At 72.2% G+C, this 17,575-nt stretch carries 14 protein-coding genes and 1 pseudogene; 3 read left to right on the top strand and 12 right to left on the bottom strand.

Features of this window, described 5'->3' with window-relative positions; genetic code table 11:
* Complete coding sequence (locus BMY89_RS29085; protein ID WP_092383621.1) at nucleotides 1–549, bottom strand: MarR family winged helix-turn-helix transcriptional regulator; 549 nt, start codon at nucleotides 547–549, stop codon at nucleotides 1–3.
* Between the two features lie 108 nt (nucleotides 550–657).
* Here BMY89_RS29085 and BMY89_RS29090 point away from each other — a divergent pair, with 108 nt between their 5' ends.
* Nucleotides 658–2,247 carry an LLM class flavin-dependent oxidoreductase gene (locus BMY89_RS29090; protein WP_092383623.1) on the top strand — a complete coding sequence of 530 codons (1,590 nt, stop codon included), beginning with the start codon at nucleotides 658–660 and terminating at the stop codon, nucleotides 2,245–2,247.
* Nucleotides 2,248–2,260: 13 nt separating this feature from the next.
* Here the strand turns inward: BMY89_RS29090 and BMY89_RS29095 are convergent, their stop codons facing one another.
* The 8 genes from BMY89_RS29095 to BMY89_RS29135 form a co-directional block, all read right to left on the bottom strand.
* Entirely contained in the window at nucleotides 2,261–4,423 is a 2,163-nt protein-coding gene (locus BMY89_RS29095) for an MMPL family transporter (protein WP_092383625.1), read from the bottom strand.
* Between the two features lie 134 nt (nucleotides 4,424–4,557).
* Nucleotides 4,558–5,244, bottom strand: coding sequence for a response regulator (locus tag BMY89_RS29100; RefSeq protein ID WP_092383627.1), 687 nt, complete (start codon nucleotides 5,242–5,244; stop codon nucleotides 4,558–4,560).
* Nucleotides 5,241–6,494: a sensor histidine kinase gene (locus tag BMY89_RS29105; protein ID WP_092383629.1), complete on the bottom strand. Its 1,254-nt coding sequence runs from the start codon at nucleotides 6,492–6,494 to the stop codon at nucleotides 5,241–5,243. Before BMY89_RS29105 ends, BMY89_RS29100 begins: the two co-directional genes overlap by 4 nt.
* Before the next feature lie 209 nt (nucleotides 6,495–6,703).
* Entirely contained in the window at nucleotides 6,704–7,573 is an 870-nt protein-coding gene (locus tag BMY89_RS29115) for a carbohydrate ABC transporter permease (RefSeq protein WP_092383631.1), read from the bottom strand.
* 38 nt (nucleotides 7,574–7,611) lie between these two features.
* Nucleotides 7,612–8,643 carry an ABC transporter ATP-binding protein gene (locus BMY89_RS29120; protein ID WP_092383633.1) on the bottom strand — a complete coding sequence of 344 codons (1,032 nt, stop codon included), beginning with the start codon at nucleotides 8,641–8,643 and terminating at the stop codon, nucleotides 7,612–7,614.
* The gene (locus tag BMY89_RS29125) at nucleotides 8,640–9,965 is read right to left on the bottom strand and encodes an ABC transporter substrate-binding protein (protein ID WP_092383647.1); all 1,326 of its coding nucleotides are present in this window, start codon (nucleotides 9,963–9,965) and stop codon (nucleotides 8,640–8,642) included. Before BMY89_RS29125 ends, BMY89_RS29120 begins: the two co-directional genes overlap by 4 nt.
* Before the next feature lie 43 nt (nucleotides 9,966–10,008).
* The gene (locus tag BMY89_RS29130; RefSeq protein WP_092383635.1) at nucleotides 10,009–10,848 is read right to left on the bottom strand and encodes a carbohydrate ABC transporter permease; all 840 of its coding nucleotides are present in this window, start codon (nucleotides 10,846–10,848) and stop codon (nucleotides 10,009–10,011) included.
* A gap of 26 nt (nucleotides 10,849–10,874) precedes the next feature.
* Nucleotides 10,875–13,664 (bottom strand): beta propeller repeat protein, encoded by a 2,790-nt coding sequence (locus BMY89_RS29135; protein ID WP_092383637.1) that lies wholly within the window; start codon nucleotides 13,662–13,664, stop codon nucleotides 10,875–10,877.
* A 149-nt stretch (nucleotides 13,665–13,813) separates the two neighbouring features.
* Here BMY89_RS29135 and BMY89_RS29140 point away from each other — a divergent pair, with 149 nt between their 5' ends.
* Entirely contained in the window at nucleotides 13,814–14,662 is an 849-nt protein-coding gene (locus BMY89_RS29140; protein ID WP_307818770.1) for a pentapeptide repeat-containing protein, read from the top strand.
* A gap of 124 nt (nucleotides 14,663–14,786) precedes the next feature.
* Here the strand turns inward: BMY89_RS29140 and rnhA are convergent, their stop codons facing one another.
* On the bottom strand, nucleotides 14,787–15,266 hold the full coding sequence (gene rnhA / locus BMY89_RS29145) for a ribonuclease HI (RefSeq protein ID WP_092383641.1): 480 nt from the start codon (nucleotides 15,264–15,266) through the stop codon (nucleotides 14,787–14,789).
* Nucleotides 15,267–15,337: 71 nt separating this feature from the next.
* On the opposite strand from rnhA, the gene BMY89_RS29150 reads away from it, so the two are divergent.
* Entirely contained in the window at nucleotides 15,338–15,874 is a 537-nt protein-coding gene (locus BMY89_RS29150) for a GNAT family N-acetyltransferase (RefSeq protein ID WP_198414179.1), read from the top strand.
* Here the strand turns inward: BMY89_RS29150 and BMY89_RS29155 are convergent.
* A complete protein-coding gene (locus BMY89_RS29155; RefSeq protein ID WP_092383643.1) occupies nucleotides 15,868–17,124 on the bottom strand; it encodes a lycopene cyclase family protein in 1,257 nt (418 codons plus the stop codon). The genes BMY89_RS29150 and BMY89_RS29155 overlap by 7 nt on opposite strands.
* A 226-nt stretch (nucleotides 17,125–17,350) precedes the next feature.
* Nucleotides 17,351–17,575 (bottom strand): annotated as a pseudogene (locus BMY89_RS29160) (hypothetical protein); the annotation flags it as partial.

Raw genomic sequence — 17,575 nt, forward strand, 5'->3', positions numbered from 1 at the left:
TCAGGCGTCGGCGGGCCGGCGGCGAGGGCCCCGGCCGGTCGGTGCCCGCTCCACCGTCTCCTCGACCACCTGGCACAGGTCGGTGAGGGGATCGACCGCCTGCGCCGCGCCGGCCACCTGTTGCAGCAGCGCCCGCAGCGTCGCGGCCTGCTCGGGTGGCAACGTCTGCAGCAGGCGCGACTCCACCGCCCGTAGCGCCGCCCGCCGGTGCCGCGCGGCCTCGTGGCCGGCGTCGGTGAGGGTCACCAGGCGGCTGCGCCGGTCCGTCGGGTCGGGCCGGCGGCGCACCAGCCCGCCGCGCTCCAGGTCGTCGATCAGGTACGTCAGCACGGTGCGGTCGATCCCCAGTTCCTCGGCGATCGCGCCCTGGTTGCGGGCGGGCCGGCGGTCGGCGGCGGTGAGCACCTGGTAGCCGCGTGGCCCGCCGGGCAGGTCGCCGACGGCATGATCGGCGGCGCGGACGTAGGCGCGGAAGACGACACCGAGCATCCACCCGAGGTCGTCGGTGATCGGGTCGGGACGGGGGTCGCTGGCCTGCGCGCCGGTCATCCTGCCAGGTTATCGCAGATCACAGACTTTATTGTGGCTAGATATTCTACAGGCAATAACATTGCCCCGGTGGCTGATCGCCGCCGAGCGACCGGGAGGAACACCGAGATGAGCGACTACGGGCACCCACTGACCTTCGGGTCGTTCCTGACCCCGGGCAACGCCGACCCCATGCAGCCGGTCCGCCTGGCCATGCTCTCCGAGCAGGTCGGACTCGACCTGGTCACGTTCCAGGACCACCCGTACCAGCCGGCCTTCCTGGACACCTGGACGCTGCTCAGCTACGTGGCCGCTCGGACCGAACGCGTACGTCTGTCGGCGAACGTCACGAACCTGCCGCTGCGCCCACCCGCCGTGCTCGCCCGGGCCGTGGCCAGCCTCGACCTGCTCAGCGCCGGCCGGGTGGAGCTCGGCCTCGGCGCCGGCGCGTTCTGGGACGCCATCGAGGCGATGGGTGGCCGGCGGCTCTCCCCCGGGCAGGGCGTACAGGCGCTGGCGGAGGCGATCGAGATCATCCGACAGATCTGGGACGCCGACGCCCGAGGCGGCGTCCGGGTCGACGGTGAGTTCCACCGGGCGCTCGGCGCCAAGCGCGGGCCGGCGCCCGCCCACGACGTGGGCATCTGGCTCGGCGCCTACAAGCCACGCATGCTCGCCCTGACCGGCCGCCGGGCGGATGGCTGGCTGCCCTCGCTGGCATACCTCCAGCCCGGCGACCTGACCAGGGGAAACGCGATCATCGACGAGTCCGCCGAGGACGCTGGCCGCTCCCCGTCCGACGTACTCCGGCTGCTCAACATCAACGGGCGGTTCACGACGGTCGGCCGCGGCCAACTGGACGGCCCGGCCGAGCAGTGGGCCGAGGAGCTCGCCGACCTCGCCCTGACCGAGGGGGTCAGCACCTTCATCCTCGGCAGCGACAACCCGGACGACCTGCGACGGTTCGCCGCCGAGGTGGCGCCGGCCGCAAGGGAGCTGGTCGCCGCCGAACGCACCACGGGCTCGACCACCACCGGGCAGACCACCACCGGGCAGACCGCCACCGGGCAGGCCGCCACCAGCGTGGCGCAGCCGGCCCGCCGGAGCGCCGTCGGTGCCGCGCCGTTCACCGTGGTACCGACACCCGACGACGGCGTACGCCGCAGCGACGTGCGGGTGTGGGACGAGTCGGCCCGACCGACCGGGCCGGCACCGGACCCGGAACGCGCCTACACCGCACACGAGCAGGCCGGCGCGCAGCACCTGATCGACGTGCACGACGGGCTGCGCGCCGAACTGGCCCAGATCCACGATTTGATCGAACAGGTCGCCGCCGGTCTGATCGACGTCGGTAGCGCCCGGTCGCACATCAACACGATGACCATGCGGCAGAACAAGTGGACGCTCGGCACCTACTGCGAGTCGTACTGCCGGGTGGTGACCACCCACCACACCATCGAGGACCGCTCGCTCTTCCCACACCTGCGCCGGGCCGACCCGCGACTCGATCCGGTCATCGACCGGCTCGAGGAGGAGCACCACGCGATCCACGACGTACTGGAAGGCGTCGACCGCGCGCTGGTCGCCTTCGTCGCCACCTCGGACGGGATGGCCGAGCTGCGGGCCGCGGTCGACCTGCTCAGCGACACGCTGCTGTCGCACCTGTCCTACGAGGAGCGCGAGCTGGTCGAGCCGCTGGCCCGGCTGGGCGCGCACTGAACCCGCCTCCCCGTCACCGATGCCTGGCCGGCAGCACGCGCGCCAGCCAGCCCGGCTGCCACCAGTTGCGCTCGCCGAGTAGTTGCATGGTGGCCGGCACCAGCACCAGGCGGACCAGGGTGGCGTCGATGAGGATGCCGGCGGCCAGACCGAGCCCCATCACCTGCAGGCTCGGATCGTCACCGAAGGCGAACCCGCCGAACACCACGATCATGATGGCAGCCGCGGCGGTGATGACCCGCGCGGTCGCGGCCAGACCGTGCCGCACCGCGAGCGAGTTGTCGCCGGTGCGACGGTACTCCTCGCGTACCCGGGACAGCAGGAACACCTCGTAGTCCATGGACAGCCCGAAGATCAACACGAACATGGTCATTGGCACCCACGCCTCCACCGGGCCGGTGCCCTCCCGGCCGATCAGCCCCAGCCCCCAGCCCCACTGGAAAACCGCGACAATCAGTCCGTACGCCGCACCGATCGACAGCAGGTTGACCAGCACCGCCTTGAGCGCCACGAGCGGAGCCCGCAACAGCACCGTGAGCAGCAGGAAGGACAGCAGCAGTACGGCACCCACCATGACTGGCAGGCGGGCCCGGGTGTAGTCGGCGAAGTCCACCACGGCGGCGGTCGGGCCGGTGACGTACACGGTCGCCGTGGTGCCGCCCGGGATCACCGTGTCACGCAGCCGGTGCACCAGGTCGGCGGTGCGTTCGTCCTGCGGGCCGGTGGCCGGCTGCACGGTGAGCAGCGCCACGTCGCCCCCAGCTGCCGGCAGGACCGGGGACACCACCGCCACGTGGGGGTCGTCGGCCAGCCGGTCGGCCAGCCCGGTCAGCACGCCGGCGGCGTTGCCCGGACTGTCGGCGACCAGCAGCAGCGGACCGTTGGCGCCCGGCCCGAATCCCTGCGCGATCAGATCGAAGGCCCGCCGCGTGGTGTCCTCGGTGGACCGATTGCCGGCATCGGCGAAGCCCAGACGCAGGTCCAACACCGGGGCGCTGAGCAGGGCGAGCACCGCCAGGCTGCCGGCCACGGCGAGCACCGGCCGGCGCTGCACCGCGCCGGCGTACCGGCTCCACCGCCCACCCCGCACCGGATCGCCCGCACGCGCCAGATCGACCTCCTGGGCGGGCCCGTCGTCGGCGGTCCGGGTGTAGGGCAGCCGGAGCCGGTCGACGTGCCGGCCGACGATGCCGAGCAGCGCAGGCAACAGCGTCGCGGTGGCCGCGAGCACGGCGAGCACCCCGGTGGCCAGCCCGATCGCCAGGGAGCGCACCACCGCTAGGTCGAACAGCAGCAGACCGGCCAGGGAAGTCACCACGGTCAGCCCCGCCACGAAAACCGCCCGCCCGGCCGTACCCATCGCCGCGACCGTCGCGGCGGTCGGATCCAGGCCGGCGCGTAGCCCTTCCCGGTAACGGGTCACGATGAACAGGGCATAGTCGATGCCGATGCCGATCGCCACCATGGTGGTCGCCGGGATCACGAACGCCGGCATGGTCACCCACAGCGCCAGCGCCAACACCAGGCTCACGCCGGTGCCGACACCGAACAGCGCGGTGCCGATCGGCAACAGCATCGCCAGCACCGAGCCGAACGCGACCAGCAGGATCACCACCGCGGCGAGTAGGCCGACCGCCTCGGTGCTGAAGTCGCCCTCCTCGGCCAGGTGCTCGCCGCCGCCAACCTCGACCTGCAGCCCCAGGACCGGGTCGGCGACGGTGGCGGCTTCCCGCGCCGCCGCCCGGATCACTGCGGCGTCACGCTCCAGATCGTCGGTCGACCGTTCGGCGAACGAGATCTCGGCGTACGCCACCGTGCCGTCCGGCGCGATGCGGTGTCCGCCGTCGTCGTCGTACGGGCCGGCCACCGCCACGTCCGGCACCTGCCGGTCGACCTGCGCCAGCAGGTCCTGCACCGTGCGGCGCACCCGCGGGTCACCCACCCCGGCCTCGGCCGCGACCACCAGGAGCGCCTGCTCCCCGCCGTACGCGGACAGTCCGGCGCGCTGCAACACCTGCGCGGCCGTCGCCGTAGGCGATCCGGGCACCGGGCCGCTCTCGCTGAACGTCGGCCGGGCCACTGTCGCGACGGCGGCGCAGCCGGCCAGGATCAACAGCCAGACGGTCAGCACCGTCCAGCGGCGTCGGTGGCAGAAACGGGCGAGGCTGGGCAGCATCGGCTCTCCAACGGATCGGCGGCGGTGCTGGGTCGACCGGCACCGCTGGCCATCCTGGTCGGCCCGGGCCGGCCTGCCATCCGTCGGTGGGCGGCATCTCGGCTGCGTCGACCGCCGTACCCCGGCTCGGTTGGCTACAGCGCGCGGCGGCCCGGCATTACCAGACCGGCCTCGTAGGCGAAGACCACCAGTTGGGCGCGGTCCCGGGCAGCCAACTTGATCATCGCGCGGGAGACGTGGGTACGCGCGGTCGCCGGGCTGATCACCAGGTGTGCGGCGATGTCCTCGTTGGACATCCCACACCCGGCCAGGGCTACGACCTCCCGTTCTCGGTCGGTCAGCCGGGCCAACTCGGCGTTGCGGTCCCCGGTCGACGGCCCACCGGGGGTGGCCGCGAAGGCCCGGATCAGCCGCGCGGCGACGCTCGGCGCGAGCAGTGCCTCGCCGCGCGCCGCGGACCGCACTCCGCGCAACAGGTCCACCGGCTCGGCGTCCTTGAGCAGGAATCCGCAGGCCCCGCCGCGCAACGCGGGCAACACGTACTCGTCCAACTCGAAGGTGGTGAGGATGACCACCCGCACACCGGACAGCGCCGGATCGGCGACGATGTCGGCGGTGGCGGCCAGCCCGTCGCGGTGCGGCATCCGCACATCCATCAACACCACCGACGGCCGGCAGGCCCGCACCACCTGCACCGCGGACGTACCGTCGGCAGCCTCGCCCACCACCTCGATGTCCGGTTCGGCCGCCAGCAGTGCGCGCAGCCCGGCCCGGACCAGCGTCTGGTCATCGACCAGCACCACCCGAATCGGGCCACTCATGCCGCAGCCCCGCTGCGGTCGCCGCCCGCCGGCCCACCGGCCCCGGGCCTGGAGCCGCCCGGGCTGGGGACCGCGTGATCCGGGCCGACGGCCAGCGGCAGCAGGGCCCACACCCGGAAGCCGCCGTCCGCCTCCGGGCCGGCGGCGAAGGCTCCGCCGAGGGTCCTGGCCCGCTCCCGCATGCCGACCAGGCCACGGCCGCCACCGGGCAGCCCACCCGGCCCGCCCTGGCCGTGGCTGCGTACCTCCACCTCCAGCGCGGTGCCGGTACGGCACACCCGCAGCCGGGCCGCCGCGCCCGGCCCGGCATGCCGGGCGACGTTGGTCAACGCCTCCTGGACGAGCCGGTACGACGCCAGCGCGACGACATCGGGTACGGCCGGGGCGGCACCACCTGGCGGCCCGGCATCGGGCCAGGTAGCGACGTCCGCAAGGTCGATCTGGGCCTCGACCGGCAGCCCGGCGGCGCGGATGGCGTCGACGAGGTCAGGCAGGTCCGCCAGGGCGGCGGCCGGACGCAGCCCGGACGGTGCCGCACCGAGCACCGCGCGCAGTTCACCGAGCGCGTCGTTGGCCAGCCCGCGGATGGCGGTCAACGCCTCCCGTTGCGGACCGCCGGCACCGGACCGGTCCAGGTGCACGGCCACCCCGGCTTGCAGGCTGATCGTGGCCAACTTGTGCGCCACCACGTCGTGAACCTCGCGGGCCATGCGCAGCCGCTCCTCGGCGGCGCCCCGGGCCGCCTCCTGCTCGGCTGTCTCGGCCCGGGCGGTGATCGCGGCGATCCGCTGCTGATGCAGGTAGACGGCGACGGCCAGGGCGCCCGCCCCGCCGAACCAGACCAACGAGGCGAAAGCGGTGTCGCCGACCGGTCCACCGCCCCAGCCCGCTACCGCGGTGACGAAGCCGACGCCGGCGACCACCACGACCGGCAGCCACAGCCGCCGCGATACGACGGGCAACAGCACGTACAGGGCCAGGAACGGGGCCAGGTAGATCGGGCCGGGCGCGTAGTCGAGGGCGATGTACGCGAAAGCCATCGGCATGGTGGTGACGGCGTACGCCCGGGGCCAGCGGCTGCGCCCGGCGAAGAGGAGCCCGCAGCCGATCAGCAACGTCACGCCGCGCGGGTCCAGCGGGGCCACCGAGCCGGCCGCCTCCTGCTCCTCGGCCGTGTGCGCCACCAGGAACAGGGTCGTCAACCCGACCGCGGTCAGCGCGTCGAGCAGGTAACGTCGCCAGCCTCTCATGCCGTCAACAGTAGGTGCGCGGGGGCGCACCGGCGTGCGCTCTACGCCGTATCCACGGCTACGTCCGACACCGTACGCAGCTCCTTCACCGGAGTACCTGCGTCAGGTGGCCGAGGAGTTCGCCGCCGGGCACCGGATGCGGCTCGTCGGCGGCGCCGTCACCCCCGCGGCGACCTGCACCGCCCTGCTGCGTTGCGCCCGCACCGCCGTCACAGCTGGTAGAAGCGGCGGTAGCGACGGATCAGGCGCCACTGCACCAGCACCGCCGCGAGAGTCAGGAGCATCATGACCAGGGTCGCCGCGGCCGCGTAGCCGTACCGCAGATACTCGAAGCCGGTCTGGTAGACGAACAGCGACAGGTAGGTCGTGGCGTACGGTGGCGGGCCGCCGTCGGTCACCACGAACGCCGGCACGAAGGTGAAGTGCAGGCTGGCGACGGCGTCGCGCACCGCCAGCAGGGCCAGCACCGGCGCCATCAGCGGCAGGGTGATCCGGCGGAACACGTCCCATCCGGTGGCGTCCTCGACGGCGGCCATCTCGTACACGTCGCGGGGCAGTGCCCGTCGGGCGGCCAGCAGCACCACGAAGGTCTCCCCCACGGTGAACAGGCTCATCAGGATGATCCCCGCGCGGGCGCTGGTCGGATCCGTCAGCCACTGCGGCGGGGTACGCCCCAGCGCGGTCAGCCCGTGCTCACCGCCCACCCGCAGCAACTGGTTGATCGGCCCGTACAACGGGTTGAACAGCCACAGCCAGAGCAGGCCGTAGGCGATCTCCGGCACCGCGGTGGGCAGCAGCGCCACGGTACGGGCGGTGCCGACGCCGGGAGCACGGCGGTGCAGCAGCAGCGCCAGGCCCAGCGCCAGCAACACCCGCAACGGCACCGCCACCAGCGCGAACACCACCGAGTTCAGCAACGCCACCCGGAAGATCGGGTCGTCGACCAGGGCGGTGAAGTTGTCCAGCCCGGCCCAGGACGGTGGACGCAGCAGGTCGTAGTCGGTGAAGGCCATGCCCAGGGTGACCAGCGCCGGCAGCAGCACCAGCACCAGCAGACCGACCAGGTACGGCGTCAGCATCAACGCCAACTGCCGCCGCGAACGGGTGTCCGGTCGACTCACGGGTCACACCGGCGGCCGGAGGCGACATGGAACAGGTGCGTGTCCGCCCAGCGCACGTCGAGGCGTACCGTGGCGCCCCGCTCCGGGCGACGGACGGCCGGTACCCGGGCGACCACCGGCTGCCCGGCGGACAGGGTCAGGTAGGCGTAGGCGTCCTCGCCGATCACCTCGACCCGGTCGACGGTGGCGGGCGTACCCTCGGCGGCGTCGAGGATGACCGCCTCGGGACGGAAACCGATCTCCAGCGGCTCGTCCGGCAGCGTCGGCGCCTCACCGCCAGGCCGCAGCGGGCCGTCGGCCGGCAGCAGGTTCATCGCCGGTGAGCCGACGAAGCGGGCCACGAAGGTGCTGGCCGGGGTACGCCAGATCTCGTCCGGGGTACCGACCTGCTCGACCCGACCGTCACGCAGCACCGCGATCCGGTCGGCGAGCACCAGCGCCTCGGTCTGGTCGTGGGTGACGTGCACCATGGTCGCGCCGATCCGGTCGTGCAGGGCCCGCAGCTCGGCCCGCATCTCCGCGCGCAGCGCCAGGTCCAGGTTGGACAGCGGCTCGTCGAGCAGGAAGACATCCGGTTCCCGGACCAGCGCCCGGGCCAGGGCCACCCGCTGGCGTTCACCGCCGGAGAGCTGCCCCGGCCGCCGGTCCAGCAGCCCGGCGCAGCCCACCGTCTCGGCCGCCGCCCGGGCCCGCTGCCGGGCCTCGCCGCGCGGGGTGTCGCGCACCTCCAGCCCGAAGGCGATGTTCTCCACCACGGTCAGATGCGGGAACAGCGCGTACGACTGGAAGACCATCGACACGTTGCGCCGACCCGGCCGCGCCTCGGTGACGTCCCGGCCGGCGATGTGTACCCGCCCGGCGGTGACCGGCTCCAGCCCGGCGACCACCCGCAGCACCGTCGACTTGCCGGCGCCGGACGGCCCGAGCACCACCAGCAGTTCACCTCGGGAGACGGTCAGCCGCACCTCGTGCAGCACGGTGGTGTCCCGGTACGCGGCGCTGACACCGTCGAGGACCAGGCCGCTCACCCGTCCTCCCCGCGAGCGAACATCGGCCGGCTCTTGGTGTCCAGCTCACGGATCACGTCGTCGAGCTTGTCGCCACGGTGCACGGCGTTCTCCAGGATGCCGTAGCTGAGGTCCTCGATCTCGGGCCAGGTGGAGACGGTCGGCAGGGCCCGGACGGTGGGGATGGCGTCGAGGAAGACCTGCGAGTTGCGAGGCGGCTGGTCCGGGTCCAGGAACGCCGGTGAGCGGGACACCTCGACGTGCGAGGGCACCGTACGCCCGGTCGCGGCGATGATCCGCTGCCCCTCCTCGCCCATCGCGTACTCCATGAACCGCCAGGCGGCGTCCTTGTTTCTCGACCCTCGGGTCATGCAGTACGCGTCGGAGTGCAGCACCCCGACCTGCTGCCGGTAGACGGGCAGCGGCGCCACGTCCCATTCGAAGCCGGTGACCGTGCGGAAGTTGGTGGTGGCCCGACGGGAGGTCATGAGCATGGCGAGTCGGCCGTTGAGGAAGCGGGACTCGTCGTCCTCCGCCTCCACCTCCGCGTCGCTCGGCACCACCCCGTACGCCAGCCGCAGGTCGATCAGGTTGCGCAGCGCCTCGCGGGCCTCCGGGCTCTCCAGCGCCAGCCGGGTCGGCTGCTGCGGGTCGTCGACGATCTCACCGCCGTTGGACCAGACCAGCGGGGCGAGCCGGATGATGGACGGCTCCACCCCGAGCCCGTGCACGGCGGGCAACCGGGCGGCGCCCTCGGCCTCGGTGCCCTTGATGACCAGACCCCGGTCGTCGCGGGTCATCAGGGTGGCGGTGCCGACCAGGTCGTTCCAGGTCCAGCCGGCCACCGGCTCGGGCACGCCGAACCTCGTGAACAGGGTGCGGTTGTAGTACACGGCGAGGCTGGACACGTTCTGCGGCAGGCACAGCTGGGCGCCGTCCCACCTGAACGCCTCCATCGCCACCGGGTAGTAGTCGGCCGGGTCGAGGACCGACGAGGCGGCGATCCGATCGTCCAGCGGCTCGACCACGCCCTTGGCGGCGAACTGACCGTAGAAGCGGTAGTTCATCAGGAAGACGTCCGGTGGCGCTCCCCCGGCGACCGAGGTGGCCAGGCGCGCCAGCAGGTCCTTGCGATCGCTGGCCTCGATCAACTGGACCCGCTCGCCGGGCCGGGCCGTCTGGTACGCGTCGATCAACGTGCGGTACGCGCCCAACTCCTCCGGAGCGCCGAACACCAGCAGCTTGACCGGGGCGCCGGCCTTCGAACCGCTGCCGGAGCCACAGCCGGTGACGGCCAGCGCCGCGCAGAGCGCGAGGGCGAGCAGGGGTTTCGGTCTCACGATGGTCATCCCTCGGATCAGTCGTCGTGGTTCAGTCGCTGTGGCTTCAGTCGCCGTGGTGCAGGAAACGCCGCTGGGCCAGGGCGAAGACCACCAGCGCGGGCACGGTGGCGATCACCGCCCCGGCCAGGAAGACAGGGAAGTTGGTGGGGTCGAGCAGCGACAGCGACCGCAGCGCCAGCGGCAGGGTGAACAGGTTCCGGTCGTACACGTAGATCAACGGATCGAGGAAGTTCGACCAGGTCAGCACGAAGGTGAGCGCGGTGAGGCCGGCGGTCACCGGACGCACCAGCGGCAGTCCGACCCGCCACCAGGTACGCAGCGGCGACAGGTCCTCCACCAGGCAGGCGTCGTAGAGCTCGGCCGGCAGGGCCCGGAAGGCCAGGTAGTAGACCAGGACGTAGAGCGGCGAGGTGCCCAGCAGCGCCGGGGCGATCAGAGGTACGAGAGTGTCGGTCAGACCGAGGAAGCGGAAGATCGCGAAGCGCGGCACGAACAGCGCGGTCGCCGGCACCATGAGCGCGACCAGCGAGGCGGCCACCACGACGGCGGTGACCCGCGGGGCCAGTCGGGCCAGCGCGAAACCGGCCAGCGAGGCGACCAGCACACTCAGCGGCACCGCGACGACCGCGACCAGCACCGAGTTGAGCGAGGCGCGCAGCAGTCCGCCGAGGTCGAGGGCGCGCTCGTAGCCGGTGGTGGAGAGCGGGTCGGGCACCAGTTGCGGCGTCGGTGCGGGCGGCAGTCCGGGCTCGGTGAGGGAGCCTGCGACCAGCAGCAGCAGCGGCGGTACGAATACCAGGATGACGAAGGCCGCGCCGAGCGTACGCCACAGCCGGGCGGCCCGCTCGGGCAGCGGTGAGGGGCCGCGGGTGCGGCCCCTCACCGACAGGTTACCGATGGTGGTGTTCCTTACTTCAGGGTGAGCTTCCAGGCACCCAGACCGTGCGAAGCGGCATACAGGATCCGCTCGCCCGGCACGATGGTCAACCCGGCGACCTCGACGTTCGGCATCCCGCCGGCCGCCTTGGTCCAGGAGGTCTTGCCCTTGCCCAGCAGCAGCACGCCGAAGTCGGTGGAGGCGTACAGGTCACCGGTGACGTCGTCGCGGACCAGGTCGGTGATCGGCTGGTCACCGAAGTCGTACGACCGGTCGGTCCAGGTGGCCGCGCTGCCCGTGGCCTTCACCTCGAACGCGTGCCCCAGGGTGGTCGGGGTGTTGGAGCCGTAACCGCTGTAGGAGATCCACGCCCGGGACGGGTCGGCCGGGTCGATGTGGATGCTGGTGACGAAGCGGTTCGGTGTGGCGGCGGTGTCGATCCGGGTCCAGGTCACCGCGGCGGCCGGCTCGGCGTCGGCGTTGCGGGTGACGAAGACCCGGCCGGTGCTGGTGGCCGCCCAGGCGGTGGAGCTGTCGGAGTCGACCCGCTGGATGACCGAGACGGCCCCGCCGGCCCGGTCGCCCCACCCGGTGCCGGTCAGGTTGGTGGTACCCATCGGCTCCCAGTCGCCGCAGTCCTCCTCGTAGGTGCCGGTCCAGGAGTTGCAGATCCGGTCCGCCTCGGCCAGGCTGCGGTCGCCCAGCCCGAAGGTCTTGGTGCGGTACGCCGACAGGCCGGTTCCGGCGAACATGGTGCCGCTGACCTTCGGGTCGCTGATCACCGGGGCGTAGAACAGGCTGCCCGGCTGGCCGTAGATCGGGTCGGCGGTCCAGATCCAGCTGGCGATGTCGCCCTTGGCGAAGCTCACCTCGGGCGAGACGTCGTAGTAGGTGTGGAACCGGAACTCGGGTCGGGCGACGTCCCAGCCGGAGGCGCCACCGTCACCGATCATCGTGTTGACCCAGCGCTGGCGCTGGCCCTTGTTCTCCCAGGTGCCGTTGTCCTGGGTGCCGCCCTGCAGCAGGTTCGCGTCGTGCGGGCTGACCGAGAGGCTGATGAACTGCAGGGTGTTCATGCCGTGGTTCACCCCGTCCAGCTTCGACGGAATCTTCGACAGCATCTGCCGGCAGCGGTCCCGCTGTGCCTGGGTGGTCAGGTTGCGGTCCGGGTTGTCGCACCAGGACGACCGGTCGACGAACTGGCCGCTGGAGCGCATCACGCCGCCGTCGTTGGCCTCGAAGAACTGGTACGGGTTGCGTGGGTTGGTGACCAGGTCGTGCTGGTCGGGGTGCAGGCCGTTGGGGTGCAGTTCGTCGGTGCCGTCGTAGGTCATGTCGGTGCCGCTGACCCCCGCGTCGGTGGAGAGGACGACTGCCCGCTTGTTGGCCACCGTCTCGCCGTACATGTACGAGCCGCCGGTGTAGACGATGTCCGGATGCCCCTGGGGAGTGTGCACGAACACGTCGTACCAGCACTGGCCGGTGCACTGGTTGTAGGTGGCGTAGCCCGGGTCGGCCGGGTTGGAGCTGGTCAGGTCGGTGAAGGTGGGGCCACCGGCGGCCACGTCGTCACTGCGGAACAGCCGCGAGTACGGGTTGCCGATGTTGCCCTCGTAGACGTACATCCGGGTCTTGCCGCCCGGCAGCGCGGTCACGTCGATCGCCGCCCGGGTCTGGAACACCGCGGCGTTGAGCGACGGCTTGATCTGCGTCCAGGTCGCACCGGCGTCCGACGAGCGCCACACACCCCGGGCGTACGACGAGGCGTAGACGATGTTGGCGTTGCGCGGGTCGAGCTTGACCTGGCGGACGCCGCGTGGTGAACAACTGGCCGTGTTGTTGTACTCGGCGGCGCTGCCGGTGCAGGTCGTGGCGTCGGCCGAGCCGTTGTGGATGAACTTCCAGCTCTTGCCGCCGTTGGTGGACTTGTACAGCCCCCACTTCTCGGCGTCGGGCACCGGCCGGGTGACGCCCGTGCAGCAGGAGCTCGACATGCCGCGCAGCGCCGTGGTGGTGGCCACGTAGAGCGTCTTCGGGTCGCCGGGGGCGATGGTGATCTCACCGATGCCCTTGCCCGCGAGGACGTTCTTGCCGAGCGGGCCGGACCAGGTCAGGCCGCCGTTGGACGACCGGTAAAGTCCGACGCCGGCGACGCAGCCGGAGCCGCAGGTGTTGGCCTCGCCGGTGCCGACGTAGATGGTCAGCCCGGTCCGGTCGTTGCGGTCGATCGTCACCGCGCCGGCGGCATTGATGCCCAGCGGGCCGCCGAGGTAGAACCACTTGGGCTGGGCGGCAAGGATGTTCAGGGTGCCCCAGACACCACCACCGGCCGGGGTGACGTACGCCCGGCAGAGCAGCTTGTTGCAGTCCGGGCTGATGTCGATGGAGGTGACCCGACCACCCGCGACGTACTCGTTGGGCACGTAGTTGAAGGCGTTGCGGTACTCGGTGAACGGGTAGAGCGCCTCGCTGGGACCGACGTTGGTCCACTGACGGCTGCCCTTGAACCGCTTGTCGGCCGCCGTGTAGGCCGCCTTCGACCGGTCCTGTTGGGCGACGGTGATCGCGTCGGCGGGGTAGGCGCGCTCCAGGAACGCCTGTTGGGCGGCGCCACCCGGCCCGTCGGGCGACATGCCGCTGTCGCCGGGTACGGCTCGGCGCAGCCGCTCCAGGTGGGCGCCGAGGGCGTTGGGCATCTCCCCGCCGACCGCGACGGGTGCTGGCACCTCGGCGCCGGCATAGTGGATTCCGACGAGACCGGTCGACGCCACCAGGGCACCGACGGCCAGACCTACGAGCAGATGGCGACGTCTACGCTTCACGAGGGTCCCTCCGGCAGGACGGCGTCACCGCAGCGCGGCACCCGGGATTGGCGACCGTCGCTGGCAGCGTCCACGGTGGAATATGTCAGAGGCAGTCACCGCAGGCAATACACCTGTTGCACAGAATGGTTCGGCGGAGGGATGGCAAGGTGTCGCAGACGGACAGGCCGGCAGGCGGTGGGCTGCGGGCCGACTGCTCCCGGTGCTTCGGCCTCTGCTGTGTCGCCCCCGCCTTCGCCGCGTCGGCCGACTTCGCGGTCGACAAGCCCGCCGGCCAGCCCTGCCGTCACCTGCGCACCGACTTCGCCTGCGGCATCCACACGGAGTTGCGTGAACGTGGCTACCCCGGCTGCACCGTCTTCGACTGCTTCGGCGCGGGTCAGCGGGTCGCCCAGATCACCTTCGGCGGGCGGGACTGGCGTTCCACGCCGCGGACCGCACGGCAGATGTTCGACGTCTTCGCGGTCATGCGTCCGCTGCACGAGCTGCTGTGGTACCTGACCGAGGCGCTGGCGCTGCGACCACCGGCCGGGCTGCGCGAGCAGTTGTCCGCCGCGCTCGCCGAGACCGACCGGCTCGCCGCAGGTGACCCGCAGGCGCTGCTGACCCTCGACGTCGACGCGTACCGGGGAAGGGTGAACCCGCTGCTGTCGCGTACCGCGGAGCTGGCCGGTGGGGGCGCCGGCGCCGACCACCGCGGTGCCGCGCTGGTCGGCCGCGACCTGCGCCGCACCGAGCTGCGTGGGGCGAACCTGCGGGGCGCGCTGCTGGTCGGGGCCGACCTGCGCGGCGTCGACCTGGCCCGGGCCGACCTGACCGGCGCGGACCTGCGCGCGGCCGACGTACGCGGTGCAGACCTGTCCGCCGCGCTCTTCCTGCACCAGTCGCAGGTCGAGGCGGCCCGCGGTGACCGACAGACCCGCCTACCGGCGCGGATCGTCCGCCCGACCCACTGGTCCGACCTGCCGGTCGCCCGGCGCGGCCCCCGACACCGCTGACGCCCAGCCGGCCCCACCCAGCGCTCTCCGCTCACCGCGCAAGCGCGACGCCGCCGACGGGTGGCGGTGGTCAACGCCGGCACGCCCAGCGCGGCAGCGGCACGTCGTCGACGCCGACCGACGGTCAGCGGCGGGCCGACGTGGTGGCTGCCCGAGCCTCGGTCATCCCCTGGTTGGCGAGCGCGTCGGCCCGCTCGTTCTCCGGGTGCCCGTTGTGTCCCTTCACCCACAGCCAGGTGATCCGGTGTCGGGCGCCGGCCGTCTCCAGCCGCTGCCACAGGTCGGCGTTCTTCACCGGCTGCTTGGCCGCGGTCCGCCAACCGTTGCGCTTCCAGGACGCCAGCCAACTGGTGATGCCGTTACGCACGTACGTGCTGTCGGTGTACAGCTCCACCGTGGCCGGCCGGGTCAGGCTCTCCAGCGCCTCGATCGCGGCGGTCAGCTCCATCCGGTTGTTGGTGGTCGGGCTCGCCTCACCGCCGCAGAGTTCACGCTCATGGGAGCCGTAGCGAAGCAGGGCACCCCAGCCACCCGGGCCGGGATTGCCGCTGCACGCGCCGTCGGTCCAGATCCGCACCACCCGGCCGGCCGCCTCGTCCACCATGGGGGCAAACCTACCGAAGCCTTCCCGCCCACGGGCACCCGCCGGGCCGGCGGGCCGGTAAGTTCAGCTGAGTGAGTGGACTCGTTACCGACAACCGGCTGCTGATCCGCTCGGCGGAACCGGCGGACACCGAGGTGCTGCACCGGTTCATCGTCGAACTGACCGAGGCCGAGGAGTTCCCCGGCACGGTGACGGCGCAGCCGGCGGACGTGGCGAACGCCCTGTTCGGTGCCCGTCCGGTCGCCGAGGCGGTGGTGGCCGCCGTCGCCGACGAACCGGTCGGCTTCGCGCTCTACTACCCGACCTACAGCACCGTTCTCGGTCGGCCCGGCATCCACCTGGAGGACCTGTACGTGCGGCCGGAGCACCGCGGCGACGGCATCGGCCGGGCACTGCTGGCCCACCTGGCGAGGTTGGCCCTGGCGCGCGGCTGTGGCCGCCTCGAATGGTGGGTGCTGCGCACCAACGATCCGGCCCTGCGCTTCTACCGACGGCTGCACGCCCGCACCGTCGACGAGATCGACGTGCTTCGGATCGACGGAGAGCGGCTGCGGGCCCTGGCCACCGAGACCGACCGGTCCGAGGTCGACCACGGCGTGGCTCAGTGACCCGAGACGTCGACAGCCGGCGGATCGGCACCGACGACGGGGGGCGGCACCGTCCAGATCGGGCGCCGCGACGGGGCGAGCCGATCGCGTAGCCGACCGGCGGCATCGGCGAAGGTGGCGGTGACCATCGGTCGCAGCCGGGTCGAGCGCATCACCGCCAGGTCCTCGGCCACGGTGGTGGCGCCGTCGAGGAACCGCAGCACCCGCTGCGCCGGGTTGCGATCGAAGAGCCGACCGAAGAACTCGGGGCCGCCGACCAGGTCGCGGTCCAGCGCCCGCAGCGCGACCGCGTCCATCCAGCGGTGCCGGCGGGGGTACGCGGACGCCGGCACCGGCGGCCGTCCAGCGGCCACCGCCCGGGCCACCTGCTCGGCCTGACGATGCATGGCGGAGAAGGTGAAGCCGGTCGAGGGACGGGTCGCTCCGCCGGCCGTGCCGAGACGGACCACCCGGGGCGAGGGGCGGGCGACGAACGGCCCGTCGGTCATCGGGATGACGCCGTTCTCGACCTCGGTGACGGTGAGGCGGGCCGGGTCGAGGCCGAGCAGGTCGCGGTAGCCGGCCAACGCCCGATCGTAGGCCGCGCCGGTGAGCAGGGCCGGTGAGAACTCGGTGTACTCGACCAACGCGTACCGGCTGTCGACCGGCAGCACGTAGCCGAACGAGACCCCCCGGGCGGGTTGCGGCGTGCGGAAATCCATCAGGACGGCCCGCCCCGGGTCGAAGACCGGCCGATCGGCGGTCAGCCACCAGCCCCGGAAATGCTGCAACCAGTTCGTCCGCCCAGGCCGGCGCGGTGGTCGCGGCCGGGAGTCCAGCACCCAGCGGGCCCGCAGCACCGGCCGGTCGGCATCGGTCCGCACCAGTACCCGGTCACCGTCGTCGTCGAGAGCGTCGGCGGCGGCGGCGATCCGGGTCACGCCGAGACGTCGCTCCGCCTCGGCGGCCCGGTCGTAGATCGGGCCGGAGCGCAGCATCGCGTACCGCAGCGGGGCGAGTTCCAGCGCGCGGTGCCCGCCGGCGGTGACCACCTCGACCTGCGACCAGCTGGCGCTGAGCAGGTCGTCCAGGTCGTTGCCCGGATGGTCCCAGAAGGCCCACGTCCGGTCCTGGCCACGCCGGCGAACCGGGTCGACGACGGCGATCCGCAGGTCGCGTACGTCGTGCCGGTCCAGCGCGGCAAGCACGAGTGAGGCGGCACCACCCCCGCCGACCAGGGCGAGGTCGACGTCGACCGGCGGGGAACTCATCCGATCACGCTACCCGCTGCAAGGAGGGGACCCTTCTTAACGCCTGGTGTATAGGAAGGGCCCCCTCTTAACAAGGCCAGCCAGCTACGGCCGCCGCTGGTCGAGCATCCTGGTGTACGGGGAGACGCCGCTGGCCGGCACCCGGGGTACGGGTGCCGGCCAGCGGTTTCCTGCTCCCCCTCTGTCGAGGAAAGTCTGATCGAGATGTGGGTCAGATGTTGCGGGGTCAGCTGTTCCAGTGCTGCGCGACCAGGTCGGCGGCCAACTGCTCCCACTGGGCGTAGTGATCCGGGTACGCCGACACCTGCACGGTCTGCGCGGCCACGGTCAGCGGCATGTCCTGCCAGCCGTCGACCTGCTTCAGACCCTTCAGGAACGCCAGGGTCGAGTACTCCGGGTCGGTGATCTGCTCCACCGTGCCCCAACCAGAGGTCGGACGCTGCTGGAACAG

This window comes from Micromonospora phaseoli (assembly GCF_900109115.1).
In the GTDB taxonomy this organism is placed as follows: Bacteria; Actinomycetota; Actinomycetes; order Mycobacteriales; family Micromonosporaceae; genus Micromonospora; species Micromonospora phaseoli.

What these genes read in the sequence shown, in the direction of transcription:
- BMY89_RS29090 (WP_092383623.1), top strand. Translation starts at nt 658, where the DNA reads ATGAGCGACTACGGGCACCCACTGACCTTCGGGTCGTTCCTGACCCCG.
- BMY89_RS29105 (WP_092383629.1), bottom strand. Translation starts at nt 6,494, where the DNA reads ATGAGAGGCTGGCGACGTTACCTGCTCGACGCGCTGACCGCGGTCGGG.
- BMY89_RS29155 (WP_092383643.1), bottom strand. Translation starts at nt 17,124, where the DNA reads ATGAGTTCCCCGCCGGTCGACGTCGACCTCGCCCTGGTCGGCGGGGGT.
- BMY89_RS29095 (WP_092383625.1), bottom strand. Translation starts at nt 4,423, where the DNA reads ATGCTGCCCAGCCTCGCCCGTTTCTGCCACCGACGCCGCTGGACGGTG.
- BMY89_RS29115 (WP_092383631.1), bottom strand. Translation starts at nt 7,573, where the DNA reads ATGCTGACGCCGTACCTGGTCGGTCTGCTGGTGCTGGTGCTGCTGCCG.
- BMY89_RS29100 (WP_092383627.1), bottom strand. Translation starts at nt 5,244, where the DNA reads ATGAGTGGCCCGATTCGGGTGGTGCTGGTCGATGACCAGACGCTGGTC.
- rnhA (WP_092383641.1), bottom strand. Translation starts at nt 15,266, where the DNA reads ATGGTGGACGAGGCGGCCGGCCGGGTGGTGCGGATCTGGACCGACGGC.
- BMY89_RS29085 (WP_092383621.1), bottom strand. Translation starts at nt 549, where the DNA reads ATGACCGGCGCGCAGGCCAGCGACCCCCGTCCCGACCCGATCACCGAC.